At 62.4% G+C, this 14077-nt stretch carries 15 protein-coding genes; 3 read left to right on the top strand and 12 right to left on the bottom strand.

Features of this window, described 5'->3' with window-relative positions:
• Positions 1–9 precede the first annotated feature (9 nt).
• From M1D68_RS03400 to M1D68_RS03360, 9 genes are all read right to left on the bottom strand, one after another.
• On the bottom strand, positions 10–1167 hold the full coding sequence (locus tag M1D68_RS03400; RefSeq protein ID WP_420767332.1) for a D-alanyl-D-alanine carboxypeptidase family protein: 1158 nt from the start codon (positions 1165–1167) through the stop codon (positions 10–12).
• 168 nt (positions 1168–1335) lie between these two features.
• Positions 1336–2361, bottom strand: coding sequence for a septal ring lytic transglycosylase RlpA family protein (locus M1D68_RS03395; protein ID WP_434562130.1), 1026 nt, complete (start codon positions 2359–2361; stop codon positions 1336–1338).
• Entirely contained in the window at positions 2361–3371 is a 1011-nt protein-coding gene (gene mltB / locus M1D68_RS03390; RefSeq protein WP_420767334.1) for a lytic murein transglycosylase B, read from the bottom strand. The genes M1D68_RS03395 and mltB overlap by 1 nt, the downstream gene beginning before the upstream one ends.
• A gap of 17 nt (positions 3372–3388) precedes the next feature.
• A complete protein-coding gene (gene rodA / locus M1D68_RS03385; protein ID WP_045157031.1) occupies positions 3389–4492 on the bottom strand; it encodes a rod shape-determining protein RodA in 1104 nt (367 codons plus the stop codon).
• A gap of 31 nt (positions 4493–4523) precedes the next feature.
• Positions 4524–6419: a penicillin-binding protein 2 gene (mrdA, locus tag M1D68_RS03380; RefSeq protein ID WP_420767335.1), complete on the bottom strand. Its 1896-nt coding sequence runs from the start codon at positions 6417–6419 to the stop codon at positions 4524–4526.
• 10 nt (positions 6420–6429) lie between these two features.
• A complete protein-coding gene (gene rlmH, locus M1D68_RS03375) occupies positions 6430–6897 on the bottom strand; it encodes a 23S rRNA (pseudouridine(1915)-N(3))-methyltransferase RlmH (protein WP_003185785.1) in 468 nt (155 codons plus the stop codon).
• A 9-nt stretch (positions 6898–6906) separates the two neighbouring features.
• On the bottom strand, positions 6907–7401 hold the full coding sequence (gene rsfS, locus M1D68_RS03370; protein ID WP_420767336.1) for a ribosome silencing factor: 495 nt from the start codon (positions 7399–7401) through the stop codon (positions 6907–6909).
• Between the two features lie 71 nt (positions 7402–7472).
• Entirely contained in the window at positions 7473–8144 is a 672-nt protein-coding gene (nadD, locus tag M1D68_RS03365) for a nicotinate-nucleotide adenylyltransferase (protein ID WP_162488984.1), read from the bottom strand.
• A gap of 28 nt (positions 8145–8172) precedes the next feature.
• Complete coding sequence (locus M1D68_RS03360; RefSeq protein ID WP_420767337.1) at positions 8173–9444, bottom strand: glutamate-5-semialdehyde dehydrogenase; 1272 nt, start codon at positions 9442–9444, stop codon at positions 8173–8175.
• A gap of 198 nt (positions 9445–9642) precedes the next feature.
• Between M1D68_RS03360 and M1D68_RS03355 the strand changes: the two genes are divergently transcribed.
• Both M1D68_RS03355 and M1D68_RS03350 read left to right on the top strand, forming a co-directional pair.
• Positions 9643–10323, top strand: a complete 681-nt coding sequence (locus M1D68_RS03355) for a DNA-3-methyladenine glycosylase (RefSeq protein WP_434562126.1) — start codon at positions 9643–9645, stop codon at positions 10321–10323.
• Between the two features lie 45 nt (positions 10324–10368).
• The gene (locus tag M1D68_RS03350) at positions 10369–11685 is read left to right on the top strand and encodes a bifunctional DedA family/phosphatase PAP2 family protein (RefSeq protein WP_457969278.1); all 1317 of its coding nucleotides are present in this window, start codon (positions 10369–10371) and stop codon (positions 11683–11685) included.
• Between the two features lie 2 nt (positions 11686–11687).
• Here the strand turns inward: M1D68_RS03350 and M1D68_RS03345 are convergent, their stop codons facing one another.
• The 3 genes from M1D68_RS03345 to M1D68_RS03335 are packed head-to-tail and all read right to left on the bottom strand — an operon-like array spanning position 11688 to position 13367.
• Entirely contained in the window at positions 11688–12278 is a 591-nt protein-coding gene (locus M1D68_RS03345; RefSeq protein ID WP_420767340.1) for an LON peptidase substrate-binding domain-containing protein, read from the bottom strand.
• A 10-nt stretch (positions 12279–12288) separates the two neighbouring features.
• Positions 12289–13005 carry an LrgB family protein gene (locus tag M1D68_RS03340; RefSeq protein WP_420767341.1) on the bottom strand — a complete coding sequence of 239 codons (717 nt, stop codon included), beginning with the start codon at positions 13003–13005 and terminating at the stop codon, positions 12289–12291.
• A complete protein-coding gene (locus tag M1D68_RS03335) occupies positions 13002–13367 on the bottom strand; it encodes a CidA/LrgA family protein (RefSeq protein WP_457969276.1) in 366 nt (121 codons plus the stop codon). The genes M1D68_RS03340 and M1D68_RS03335 overlap by 4 nt, the downstream gene beginning before the upstream one ends.
• Before the next feature lie 189 nt (positions 13368–13556).
• Here M1D68_RS03335 and M1D68_RS03330 point away from each other — a divergent pair, with 189 nt between their 5' ends.
• Positions 13557–14012 (top strand): MaoC family dehydratase, encoded by a 456-nt coding sequence (locus M1D68_RS03330; RefSeq protein ID WP_039594307.1) that lies wholly within the window; start codon positions 13557–13559, stop codon positions 14010–14012.
• Positions 14013–14077 lie beyond the last annotated feature (65 nt).

The raw sequence follows: 14077 nt of genomic DNA, 5'->3' as shown, positions 1-14077 counted from the left end.
CACTTGAAATCAGTTGAACAAGCCGTAGAAGAATAGACGGATGCTATCCCACATGCGGCGGAAAATACCACCTTCCTCGACCGCATCCAGCGCGATCAGGTCGGCGCTGTGCACCACTTTGTCGTCCAGTTTGACTTCGACCTTGCCGATGACGTCACCCTTGGCGATCGGCGCGGTCAGTTGCGGGTTCATGGTCATGCTGGCGGCGAGCTTCTTGAGCTGGCCTTTAGGCAAGGTCATGGTCAGGTCCTGGGCCAGGCCGGCCTTGACCTGGTTGGTGGCGCCTTTCCAGACCTGGGCCTGGGCCAGTTCGGTGCCCTTCTGGTAGAAGGTCTGGGTTTCGAAGAAGCGGAAACCGTAGGTCAGCAGCTTCTGGGTCTCAGCGGCGCGGGCCACTTCGCTGTTGGTACCGAACACCACGGCGATCAGGCGCATGCCGTCACGAACGGCCGACGACACCATGCAGTAACCCGCCTCCTCGGTGTGGCCGGTCTTCAGACCGTCGACAGTCTTGTCGCGCCACAGCAGCAGGTTGCGGTTGGGCTGCTTGATGCCATTCCAGAAGAACTCTTTCTGGGAATAGATGGCGTAGTGCGCCGGGTCTTCATGAATGATGGCCCGCGCCAGGATCGCCATGTCGTGAGCCGACGAATAATGCTCCGGGTTCGGCAGACCGGTCGGGTTCATGAAGTGACTGTTGGTCATGCCCAGGTCAGCCACGGTCTTGTTCATCATGTCGGCGAATGCGTCTTCGCTGCCGGCGATGTGCTCGGCCAGGGCGACGCTGGCGTCGTTGCCGGACTGGATGATGATCCCGTGCAGCAGGTCGCTGACGGTCACTTGCGAACCGACCTTGATGAACATCCGCGAACCGCCGGTGCGCCAGGCGTTCTCGCTGACGGTCACCGGATCGTTTTCACCGATCTGGCCACGACGGATTTCCAGCGTGGCGATGTAGGCCGTCATCAGCTTGGTCAGACTGGCCGGTGGCAGGCGCTGGTCACCGTTGTTCTCCACCAGCACCTCGCCGCTGCTGGCATCCATGAGCACAAAGGATTTGGCGGCCAATTGAGGCGGCGCCGGCATCATCTCGACCGCGAACGCGGCCGGTGAGAGAAGCAGCGGGACTAGCAGGCAAAGGCGTTTGGCAAAGGTGGTGATGTTCATCCGTCTCTCGAAATCGCTAATGGAAACTGCCCGGAGGCAATACTAAACAGGCAGCTTTCTAACGGGCCGCCGCGCACTTAAGTTGCTCACTCACAACCCTTGCCGGGCTTTTGTTATTCATCGAGCCAACAACCTGACCCGCCCAAACCACAAGCGGGCCTCAATCAATTATTCAGCGGTGACCAGGCTCGGCGAACCGAGATTGGCCAGGCGCACGCTGTTCTGTACCTGCTGGACCTCACCCGGAGAACCGATCGGCCCCAGGCGCACCCGATGCAGTGTCTGCTGGTTGCGCACGATCGAGCTGATGAACACCGGCGCGCTGACCATCGAGCTCAGCTTCGATCTCAACAGTTCTGCAGCGTCCGGGTTGGCGAACGCGCCCACTTGAAGATACTGGCCAGACGCTGTTGCAGAAGCGTTTTTTTTTGCGTCGATCTGCACGGGCACCACGGCCGCCGCATGCTGCTGCGGCGGTGGGGTCCATTGCTCGACCGTGCCGGTGGAAGCCGTCACGGTTGGCGCGGCATTCTGCGCTACTTTTGGCTCGTTGAGCATCAAAGGCGCCGGACGGCCGCGCTGGGCCCACCATTCCTGCGGATCGATGCCCTCGACTTTTACCCGCGCGGTGCCAGTTTCAGCGTAACCGAGCTTTTTCGCCGCCGCATACGACAAGTCGATGATGCGATCGGAATAGAACGGCCCACGATCGTTGACACGCAGGATCACCGTCTTGTTGTTGTCCAGGTTGGTCACCCGCACATAACTGGGCAGTGGCAAGGTCTTGTGGGCCGCGCTCATGCCATAGAGGTCGTAGACCTCGCCATTGGCGGTGTTCTGGCCGTGGAACTTGGTGCCGTACCAGGACGCCGTGCCCGAGGCGACGTAGCGCTTGGATTCAGCCATCGGGAAATAGGTCTTGCCCAGCACCGTATACGGGTTGGCCTTGTAGGGGCCGGTGTGCAGGGTCGGCGTCGCGTCGGGAATGCGCGAGACATCCACGTCCCACCACGGCGCGCCGTCCTTGTGGGCCCGGTTGATGTCCAGGCCTGGGGTGGCGCGCACGACGTTGGGGCTTTTCTGGGTGGGTGCGCGGCTGGTCGAACAACTGACGACCAGTAACGACAGCGCCGCCAATGCCACCAGCTTGAGGGGCCTGGCTTTCAGGGGTTGATAGGTAGGCAATGCCTGCATTATTTGACGCCCCGTGCTTTGACCAGCTCTTCAGACAGTTGATATACAGCCATGGCGTACATCACGCTGCGGTTATAACGCGTAATCGCGTAGAAATTCTTCAGGCCCATCCAATATTCAGGGCCCTGCTCGCCTTCCAGGCGCATCGCGGTGACCGACATATCGTCACGCAGCGCATCATGACTCGACCAGCCCAGCGCTCGCAACTCCCCGACGGTTTTCGTCGGCTCGATCCCTTCGGTCAAGCCCTCGTCAACCTGCTCGCCGCGCACGTCGGCACGGCTGACCACCGGCTCGCCGGCTTCCCAGCCGTGGCGCTTGAAATAACTGGCAACGCTACCGATCGCATCGGTCGGGTTGGTCCAGATATTGATGTGGCCATCACCGTCGAAATCCACCGCGTAGGCGCGGAAACTGCTGGGCATGAATTGCGGCAGGCCCATGGCTCCGGCGTAGGAACCCTTGAGAGTCAGCGGATCGACCTGCTCTTCGCGGGCCAACAGCAGAAACTCGCGCAGCTCCTTGCGGAAGAACTCGGCGCGCGGCGGATAATCGAAGCCCAGGGTCGACAATGCGTCGATGACCCGGAAATTGCCGGTGTTGCGGCCAAAGAAAGTTTCAACGCCAATGATCGACACGATGACCTGGGCCGGCACGCCATATTCCTGCTCGGCGCGAGCCAGGGCCGCCTCGTGCTGACGCCAGAAGTCCACGCCCCGGGCAATGCGCGCCTCGGTGATGAACATCGGCCGGTACTCGCTCCACTGCTTGACGCGCTCGGCGGGCCGGGAGATCGCATCGAGGATCGACTGCTTGCGCTCGGCCTCGCGGAACACCCCCATCAGCTGCTCGCCGGCAAAACCGTAGTCGCGGGTCATCTCACCGACGAATTCGGCCACTTGCGGCGAGCCTTCGTATTCGCCCGCCAAGGCATGCGGCGCACAGCCCAGTAAGCCGACCAGGCCGACCCACGGCGCATATCGCGTCGACCAGCCACGCATTGCTTGCATTGAACTCTTCACCTTATTCAAACCTGCGCGATCCATTTGCGATGCGTATGAATCGACATCAAAACCCCAAACGCTGACAGTAGCGTCACCAGCGAAGTTCCTCCGTAGCTAATGAATGGCAACGGCACCCCCACGACCGGCAACAGGCCACTGACCATACCGATGTTGACGAAAACATAAACAAAAAAAGTCATGGTCAGGCTGCCAGCAAGCAATTTGCCGAACAGGGTCTGGGCCTGGGCGGTGATCACCAGGCCTCGCCCGATCAGCAGCAGATAGATCAGCAGCAGCACGCAGATGCCTACCAGGCCGAACTCCTCGCCCATCACGGCAATGATGAAGTCGGTGTGGCTTTCCGGCAAAAAGTCCAGGTGCGACTGGGTGCCCATCAGCCAACCCTTGCCGAACACCCCACCGGAACCGATGGCGGCCTTGGACTGGATGATGTTCCAGCCGGTGCCGAGCGGATCGCTTTCCGGGTCGAGGAATGTCAGGACGCGTTGCTTCTGGTAGTCGTGCATCACGAAATACCACATGGCCACCGACACCGGCACGGCGGCGGCGATCACGCTGAGGATCCAGCGCCAGCGCAACCCGCCCATGAACAGCACGAACGCGCCGCCGGCCAGGATCAGCAGCGAAGTGCCCAGGTCCGGCTGGCGCACGATCAGGATGAACGGGATACCGATCAGCAACAGGCTGATACATACATGCTTGAGTTGCGGCGGCAACGAGCGCTTGGCCAGGTACCAGGCAATGGTCGCCGGCATGATGATCTTGAGAAATTCCGAGGGCTGGAAACGGATCACCCCGGGGATGTTGATCCAGCGGGTGGCGCCCATGGCGTTATGACCCATGATGTCCACCACCACCAGCAACCCCACGCCGACCACATAGGCCAGTGGCACCCAGCGCGCCATGAAGCGTGGTTCGAGTTGGGCGATGACGATCATCGACACCAGGCCGATGCCGAACGAGGTGGCCTGCTTGGCCAGCAGGTCCCAATTCTTGCCGCTGGCCGAATACAGCACGAACAGGCTGCCGGCCGCCAGGGTCAACAGCAGGATCAGCAGCGGACCGTCGATGTGCATGCGCTGCAGCAACGTGGCGCGACGGCGCATCACATCTTCGCTGGAGAGGATGCGGTCGAAATTATTCTTCACGGGCCGTAGCCTCCGCGCTGATCGGGCTTGCGAATTCGGGCTTGAGCTGGCCGTGCTCATCCAGCAGCCAGGCGTCCATGACCTGGCGCACCACCGGCGCGGCGACACCAGAACCGGACTCACCGTTCTCGACCATTACCGAGACGACGATCTTCGGGTTATCGGCCGGCGCGAAACCGACGAACAAGGCGTGGTCGCGGTGGCGCTCCTGGACCTTGGAGCGGTCGTACTTCTCACCCTGCTTGATGGCCACGACCTGGGCGGTCCCGCTCTTGCCGGCGATCCGGTATTGCGCACCGATGGAAGCCTTGCGCGCCGTGCCCCGGGCACCGTGCATTACCTGTTGCATGCCGATGTTGACCTTCTGCCAGTCCGATGGATTGCGCAGGATGATGTCCGGCACCGGGTCCGGATCCACGGGCTTCTGGCCCTCGATGGTCTTGGCCAGGTGCGGGCGATACCACTTGCCCTTGCTCGCCACCAGAGCCGTGGCCTGGGCCAGTTGCAACGGCGTGGCCTGCATGTAGCCCTGGCCGATCCCCAGGATCAAGGTTTCGCCCGGGAACCAGGCCTGTCGGCGTGTCGCGCGCTTCCACTCCCGAGACGGCATCAGGCCCGGCGATTCTTCGAACATGTCCAGGGAGACTTTCTGACCGAGGCCGAACTTGTTCATGTAGGACGACAACCGATCGATCCCCAGCTTGTGGGCCAGGTCATAGAAGTAGGTATCGTTGGAGCGCATGATCGCCGTTTCCAGGTCCACGTAGCCGTCACCGGTGCGGTTCCAGTTGCGGTACTTGTGGTCGTAGTTCGGCAGTTGGTAATAACCGGGGTCATAGACCCGGCTCGATGCAGTGACCACGCCGGCATCCAGCCCGGCGATCGCCACGGCCGGCTTGATGGTCGACCCCGGCGGATACAGGCCGCGCAGCACGCGGTTGAACAGCGGCCGATCGATGGAATCGCGCAGCTCGGCGTAGGCCTTGAAGCTGATGCCGGTGACGAACAGGTTCGGGTCGAAGCTTGGCTGGCTGACCATCGCCAGGACTTCGCCGGTGCTGGGGTCCAACGCGACCACGGCGCCACGCCGTCCGCCCAGCGCCGCTTCGGCGGCTTCCTGCAACTTGATGTCCAGGCTCAGGACGATGTCCTTGCCAGGAATCGGGTCGGTGCGCTTGAGCACCCGCAACACCCGGCCTCGGGCGTTGGTCTCGACTTCCTCGTATCCCACCTGACCGTGCAGCTCGGCCTCGTAGAAACGCTCGATACCGGTCTTGCCGATATGGTGGGTGCCGCTGTAGTTGACCGGATCGAGGGTCTTGAGCTCTTTCTCGTTGATCCGTCCCATGTAGCCGACCGAGTGGGCAAAGTGCGGCCCTTGCGGATAATGCCGCACCAACTGCGCCACCACCTCGACGCCGGGCAGGCGGAACTGGTTCACCGCGATCAGCGCGATCTGCTCTTCGGTCAGCTCGAACATGATCGGCACCGGCTCGAAGGGGCGCCGGCCCTGGCGCATGCGCTTCTCGAAAATCGCCCGGTCCTCAGGTGTCAACTGCAGTACCTCGACGATCACGTCGAGGACTTTTTGCCAGTCGCCAGAGCGCTCGCGGGTCATGCTCAGGCTGAAGCTGGGCCGGTTATCGGCCACCACCACGCCATTGCGGTCGAAAATCAGCCCTCGGGTCGGCGGAATCGGCTGTACGTGGACGCGGTTGCTCTCCGAGAGGGTCGAGTGATACTCGTACTGGATGACCTGGAGGAAATACAGCCGCGCGATCAGCACGCCGATCAGCGTGACCACGGCGATAGCCCCGAACACGACGCGGCCCCGCACCAGACGGGCGTCTTTTTCGTGGTCCTTGATGCGGATCGGCTGAGGCATGAGGGCAGGATTACTTGTGATAAGGGTGCCCGGACAAGACTGTCCAGGCACGGTACAACTGTTCACCGATCAGGATCCGCACCAGTGGGTGCGGCAACGTCAGGGGCGACAACGACCAGCGCTGATCGGCCCGCGCACAGACTTCAGGCGCCAGCCCTTCCGGGCCACCGACCATGAAATTGACCGTGCGCGAATCCAATCGCCAGCGATCGAGCTCCACCGCCAGTTGCTCGGTGCTCCAGGGCTTGCCGTGGACTTCGAGCGTGACGATCCGCTCGTTCGGCCCGACCTTGGCCAGCATGGCTTCGCCTTCCTGGCGGATGAAACGCGCCACGTCAGCGTTCTTGCCACGGGTATTGAGCGGAATTTCCACCAGTTCCAGGGCCAGCTCGGACGGAAGACGCTTGGCATATTCATGCCAGCCTTCTTCCACCCACTTGGGCATGCGAGAACCGACGGCGATCAGGCGCAGTCGCACAGCGATCCCTTATTGCTGGTCTTTGTTGAGCTTGGTGAAGTGCTCATGGGAGTTTTCCGGGCTGTGGTGCGCGGCACTGGCCGAACGGCTCTGCTCGGCGCCTGCCCACAGGCGTTCCAGGTCGTAGAACTGGCGCGCCGACGCGGTCATCATGTGAACGATGACATCGTCCATGTCCAGCAGCACCCAGTCGCTTTCGCCCTTGCCTTCTTCGCCCAACGGCTTGGCGCCTTGCTTTTTGACTTCTTCGCGAACTTTTTCCAGCATCGCATTGATCTGGCGATTGGAGGTACCGGTGGCGATGATCATGTAGTCGGTGATGCTCTGCTTCTCGCGAACGTCGATCACCTGGATGTCCTGGGCCTTGACGTCTTCCAGGGCCGCCACGGCCACCTTGACCAGCTCTTCGCCGGTCAGCGCCACGCCGGCGTGTGCTTCTACCGGCAGCGGGGCGCTCTTGAAGGTGCCCTTGCGCTTAACTTTGTTCAGGTCTTTGTCAGTCATAGAAAACTCGTTTTGCTCATGTGTTCGGGTGCTCGGTACACGTGGATTCGTGTCGGCGGAGCACGCCTTGTTCAGTTCGACGCACGGTACAGCCCGTGCGCATCGATGTAGGCCAGGACCGCGTCGGGCACCAGGAAACGTACCGACTTACCGCTGGCCAGCAGTTGACGGATCTGGGTGGCGGATACCGCGAGCGGCGTCTGCCAGACGAATGCAATCTGTCCGCTCGGCCCCTTGAGGGCCAGCGGGTCGCTCACCGAGCGCGCCGCCAGCAGGTTGCGCAAGGCATCCGGCGGTTCGCTGTCGGCATCCGGGCGTTGCAGCACCAGGATGTGGCAATGCTGGAGCAACTCTTCCCAGCGATGCCAAGTGGGCAGGCCGCAAAAAGCGTCCCAGCCCAGAAGCAGAAAAACCTGGGCATCAGCGGCCAGTTCGGCACGCATCAGCTCCAGGGTATCAATGGTGTAGGACGGTTTGTCCCGCTGCAATTCGCGGGCATCCACCACCAACGGCGCCACGCCGGCCACCGCGCACTCGACCATCGCCAGGCGATCCCGGGCCGACACCTGCGGCGTGTCCCGATGAGGCGGCCGGGCGCTGGGCGTCAGGCGCAACTCATCGAGGGCCAGCGCGTCGGCGACTTCCAGCGCACCGCGCAGATGGCCGATGTGCACCGGGTCGAATGTGCCACCCAGGATACCAATGCGCTTTGGCGCGATCGCCGTCACAACGGGCATCGTCATAGAGGCCAGTGGGTCGAGGTCGCCCAAGTCAGGCCGGCTCCTGTCCGCGCAACTGGCCGTCACCGACCACGATGTACTTCTCGCAGGTCAGGCCTTCGAGGCCCACCGGACCGCGGGCGTGCAGCTTATCAGTAGAAATGCCGATCTCGGCACCCAATCCGTATTCAAAGCCATCGGCGAAGCAGGTCGGGGTGTTGATCATCACCGAAGCAGAGTCCACTTGCGCCACGAAACTTCGGGTTTCGCCCTGGTGTTCGCTGACGATGGCGTCGGTGTGATGGGAGCCATGACGGTTGATATGCTCGATCGCCTGGTCGAGCCCATCGACCACGCGGATCGACAGGATCGGCGCCAGGTATTCGGTATCCCAGTCTTCTTCGGTGGCCGCAACGGCCTCGATGATTGCCCGCGTGCGCTCGCAACCACGCAGCTCGACGCCTTTTTCGCGGAACTGGGCAGCCATCGACGGCAGGAAATCCTTGGCTACGGCCTGGTCCACCAGCAGGGTTTCCATCGCACCGCAGATGCCATAACGATAAGTCTTGGCGTTGAAGGCAATGCGCTGGGCCTTCGGCAATTCGGCGTGGGCGCTGACGTAGACATGGCAGATGCCGTCCAGGTGCTTGATCACCGGCACGCGGGCGTCGCGACTGACGCGCTCGATCAGGCCCTTGCCGCCGCGGGGCACGATGACGTCCACAAACTCGGGCATGGTGATCAGCGCGCCGACCGCGGCGCGATCGGTGGTTTCCACCACTTGCACGACGGCGGCCGGCAGGTTGGCTTCGGCCAGGCCACGCTGGATGCAGGCGGCAATGGCGCGGTTGGAATGGATCGCCTCGGAGCCGCCACGCAGGATGGTCGCATTACCGGACTTCAGGCACAGGCTCGCGGCGTCGATGGTCACGTTCGGCCGCGACTCGTAGATGATCCCGACCACGCCCAGGGGCACGCGCATCTTGCCGACCTGGATACCCGATGGCCGATAGCTCATGTCGCGGATCGCCCCGACCGGGTCCGGCAGTGCCGCGACCTGGCGCAGACCGACGATCATGCCGTCGATGCGCGCTGGTGTCAGCGCCAGGCGTTCGAGCATGGCCGGCTCCAGACCATTGGCCCGGCCAGCGGCCAGGTCCAGCTCATTGGCGGCGGACAACTCGGCGCGAGACGCGTCCAGCGCGTTGGCGGCGGCCTGCAAGGCGCGGTTTTTCTGCGCGGTGCTGGCACGGCCGATGACGCGCGACGCTTCGCGGGCGGCGCGACCCAGGCGGGTCATGTAGTCAAGAACGGACTCAGTCATGGTCTGTGTGGTCTTGGCAAAGAGGAAAGCGGCAGATTATAGCTGTCGTAACCCTCGACTAACAGCATGGACTCACAGCGGTGACCGGCGGAGGCGCAAAACAGCCATCGAACGTGAATGTTTCCGTGAATGTTCAGCGGTAATTAAGCTTTCCATTGTTATCATCGCGCTACTTTTGGCCTTACTTCGTCCATCGACATGACCGATTCGCCTTCCGTACCCATCGCTTTGCCACACGCTTTTTTTGATCGCGACGCCCAGGTGCTCGCCCGGGACCTGCTGGGCAAGGTCATTCGCCACAAGGTCGGCAGCCTGTGGCTCAGTGCGCGGATCATCGAGACCGAAGCCTATTACTTCGCCGAGAAAGGCAGCCACGCCTCCCTGGGCTATACGGAAAAGCGCAGGGCGTTGTTTCTCGATGGCGGCCACATCTATATGTATTACGCCCGGGGCGGCGATTCACTGAATTTCAGTGCGCAAGGCCCGGGTAATGCGGTGTTGATCAAGTCTGCGTATCCCTGGGTGGATGCCATCAGCGGCCCGGACAGCCTGGCGCGGATGCTCCTCAACAATCCCGACGCCCAAGGCCGACCACGCGCGCCACAAAAGCTGTGTGCCGGCCAGACCTTGCTGTGCAAGGCCCTGGGCCTGAAAGTGCCGGACTGGGACGCCAAACGCTTCGACCCTGAACGGCTGCTGGTGGAAGATGTGGGCGTGCCGACGGTGAATGTGATCCAGACCACTCGCCTGGGCATTCCACTGGGACGAGACGAACACCTGCCCTACCGCTTCGTCGATGCCGCCTACGCGCAATGGTGTACCCGCAACCCGCTGCGGCGCGGACAGGTCGAGGGCCGGGATTATGTTTTGCTGTCCTGAACACAACGCCGTGCATGCCCATCAATATTCAATGGAGTTGTCTTTATGGGCCAATGGCTCGATAGCATTACCGGCTGGCTGACCGTCAACCCACAATGGCTGGCGGTGGCGGTGTTTGTCGTCGCTTGCGTTGAATGCCTGGCCATTGCCGGGTTGATTGTGCCGGGCACGGTGTTGTTGTTCGCCATCGCGGTGCTGGCCGGCAGTGGGGCGTTGTCCCTGGGCGAAACCTTGCTGCTGGGCCTTCTCGGCGGATTGCTGGGGGATCTGGTTTCGTACTTTCTCGGGCGGCATTTCCACCAGAACATCCGGCGCCTGCCGGGGCTGCGACAACATCCGGAATGGATGAGCGCAGCGGAAAGCTATTTCCAGCGCTACGGTATCGCCAGCCTGCTGGTGGGGCGTTTCATCGGCCCGCTGAGGCCGATGCTGCCGATGGTGGCCGGGATGTGCGACATGCCGTTCCCACGCTTCGCGGTCGTCAGCGTGGTGGCGGCGGCAGGCTGGACCGTTGCCTACCTGCTTCCCGGCTGGGCCACCGGAGCGGCGTTCCGCCTGCCACTGCCCGAAGGCTTCTGGCCACAAGCCGGCGTCGTCATCGGCAGCATCGCGGTGATGCTCGGCCTGAGCGTCAACAGCAGCCTGCGTCGTCATCGTCATGCCTCGGCAATCATCGCGGGTGTTGGCCTGGCCATCCTGATCGGCCTGTTCATTGGTTTTCGCTACCTGACGGCCTTCGACCAGGGCCTGATTGCCCTGGTCCAGGAACATCGCAGCGCAACGCTGGATGAAATCGCCGTGACCTTCACGCTGATCGGCGAATTCCGCTACATGCTGATCTTCAGCGCCCTGGTTACCGGACTGTTGTTATTGGGACGCCAATGGCGCCAGGCAATCTTTGCCGGGGGCACGATGCTGCTCACGGCCCTGGCCAACACCGGCTCCAAACTGTTTTTCGCCCGCGTGCGCCCTGAGATCCTGAGCGAACCGTTGACCAGCTACAGCATGCCCAGCGGCCATGCTTCTGGCGCATTCGCGCTGTTCCTGACCCTCGCCGTGCTGGCCGGCCGGGGACAGCCGCCGCGCCTGCGCTTGACCTGGCTGCTGCTAGGCGCATTGCCGGCCCTGGCCATCGCCCTGTCGCGGGTGTACCTCGGGGCGCATTGGCCGAGCGACATCGTTGCCGGCGCCATGCTCGCCGCCACCGTCTGCGCCGCCGTCCTGTGGCTGACCCAGCGCCAGGAACCGCTGCGCGCCATGTCGCCAAGAGTCTGGTGGCTGGTCCTGCCGGCGCTGTTGGCGGCCTTCAGCTTCTTCGCCCTGCGGCACCTGCCGCATGCGATGTTGCGGTATGCCTATTGATGTCAGGCAAACAGTTCGCCCTGTAATTCATCCAACAGCGCTTGGATCGCATCCAGCCGCTGTTGCGGGTCGTCAAGTTGCAGGAGGTCGATCTTGTCCAGTTCATTGAACGGCAGCAGATAGGCCAGCTGATTGGCGAGGGACTGTTGGCCCTTGGCTTCGGTGCCCATGTTCAGCGCCTCGACCATCGGGTGTTCGGCGAGGGCCTTGAGCAGCGCCACCAGGTCGGCATCTTCATCTTGCAACGGTTGTTCCGGCTCGTCCTCCAGCCACTCGACCTGCGCCACGGTGAGCTGATCCGCCTGGACGCTGGTGCTGTGCACCAGGAAACGCCGTGCGCCTTGCACGCGGATCCCCAGCAAACCGTTTTCCTGCTGGGAAAAATCGGTGATCAGCGCTTCACACCCGACCCGCGCGTAGCCATCGGGCGCAATGCCGACTTCCTCGCCATCGAGGATGCACACCACGCCAAAACCTTCGCCTTTTTTCATGCAGCGCCCGATCATGTCGAGGTAACGCGCCTCGAAGATTTGCAGATCAAGAGTGCAACCGGGGAACAACACAGTGTTCAACGGGAACAGCGGCAAGCTCATAACCCATTCCTTAAACAGTCATCGACACCACCAGCGGCAGCAGCACCGCCGTGGCCACGCCCATCAAACTCATCGCCAGGGCCGCGAAGGCGCCGGTCTCCTCGCTTTCCTGCAACGCCACCGAGGTGCCCACCGCGTGGGCGGTCAGGCCCAGGGCCATGCCCCGCGCTTCAGGGCTGTGGACACCCAATCGGGTCAAAATACTCGGCCCCAGGATCGCCCCCAGCACACCGGTGATCAGCACGAACACCGCCGCCATGGCCGCCACGCCGCCAATCTGCTCGGCCACCAGCATGGCGATCGGCGACGTCACCGACTTGGGTGCCATCGTCATGAGGATCATGTGCTCGGCGCCAAACGCCCAGCCCAGCACCACCGCGGAACCGGTGGCGAACACCCCGCCTACCACCAGCGTAGTAAAAATCGGCCAGAACAATTGGCGGATTCGCCGCAGGTTCAAGTACAACGGCACCGCCAGGGCCACGGTTGCCGGCCCCAGCAGAATGCTCAGGATCTCGGTGCTCTTGCGGTACTCGGCGTAACTGATGCCGCAGCCCACCAGCACGGCGATCAACACCAGCATCGACATCAATACCGGCTGAAGAAACACCCAGCGAGTCTTCTCGAACGCCGCCAGCACCAATTGATAGGCGCCCAGGGTAATGCCGATGCCGAACAGCGGGTGATGGATGACCGAGGTCCAGGCGCCTTGCCAATCGAACATCATGGGGCGTCCTCCGGCTCGAGACTGTGGCGCCGGGCCAGGCGCTGCATCATCACTCCCGTCAACGCCACCGAAAGGACCAACGACAACATCAGCGCACCGACAATCGCCCAGAAATCGGCGGCGATCGCCCGGGCATAGACCATCACCCCAACCGCCGGCGGCACCAGCAGCAACGGCAGGTAGCGCAACAGGCTGCTGGCGGCCAGGTTCAACGGCTCGCTGACTTCGCCGCGAGTGATCAGGTAGCCCAGCATCAGCAGCAGGCCAACGATCGGCCCCGGCAGGATCGGTAGGAACAAATGGTTGATGGCAGTGCCCAGCAATTGGAACAGCACCAGCCAGGTCAGGCCCCGTAGCAACATCCGCTCTTTCCCCCGCAACACGTGTTCAAAGAATGCGCCGGCATTATAAGCACGCCCACGCTATGGTTCGGCATTCGTAAAAAGCATGGTCGATGACCTTCCCGGTCGGCCATGTTGATCTACAGTGGTTCTCGGGGGCGCAGACCCCCGTTCCATAAAAGCAGGACAGATGAACCAAGGAGAGTCTCAATGCCCTACGTTCCCGTTACAGCGCTCAAGGATTATGTCGGCAAGGAACTGGGATGTTCCGACTGGCTGACCATCGACCAGGACCGCATCAACCTGTTCGCCGAAGCCACCGGCGACTTCCAGTTCATCCATGTCGACCCGGTCAAGGCCGCGCAGACCCCGTTCGGCAGCACCATCGCCCACGGTTTCCTGTCGCTGTCGCTGATGCCCAAATTGATGGAAGACATCCTGATCCTGCCCGAGGGTGTGAAGATGGTCGTCAACTACGGGCTCGACAGCGTGCGCTTCATCCAGCCGGTGAAGGTCGACTCCAAGGTCCGGCTCAAGGTCGATCTGGTGGACGTGACCGAGAAAAAACCTGGCCAATGGCTGCTCAAGGCCACCGCCACGCTGGAAATCGAAGGTTCGGAAAAACCGGCCTACATCGCCGAGCCACTGTCGCTCTGCTTCGTGTAGACCCTCGCGGTCGCGAAACCGCTCATGCAGTTTCGCATCGCGTCAACGCGCATAGCTGCGGCATA

The organism is Pseudomonas sp. R4-84 (assembly GCF_054130985.1).
The sequence above is the reverse complement of the archived record's forward strand: the minus strand, read 5'-3'. Positions and strand labels throughout refer to the sequence as shown.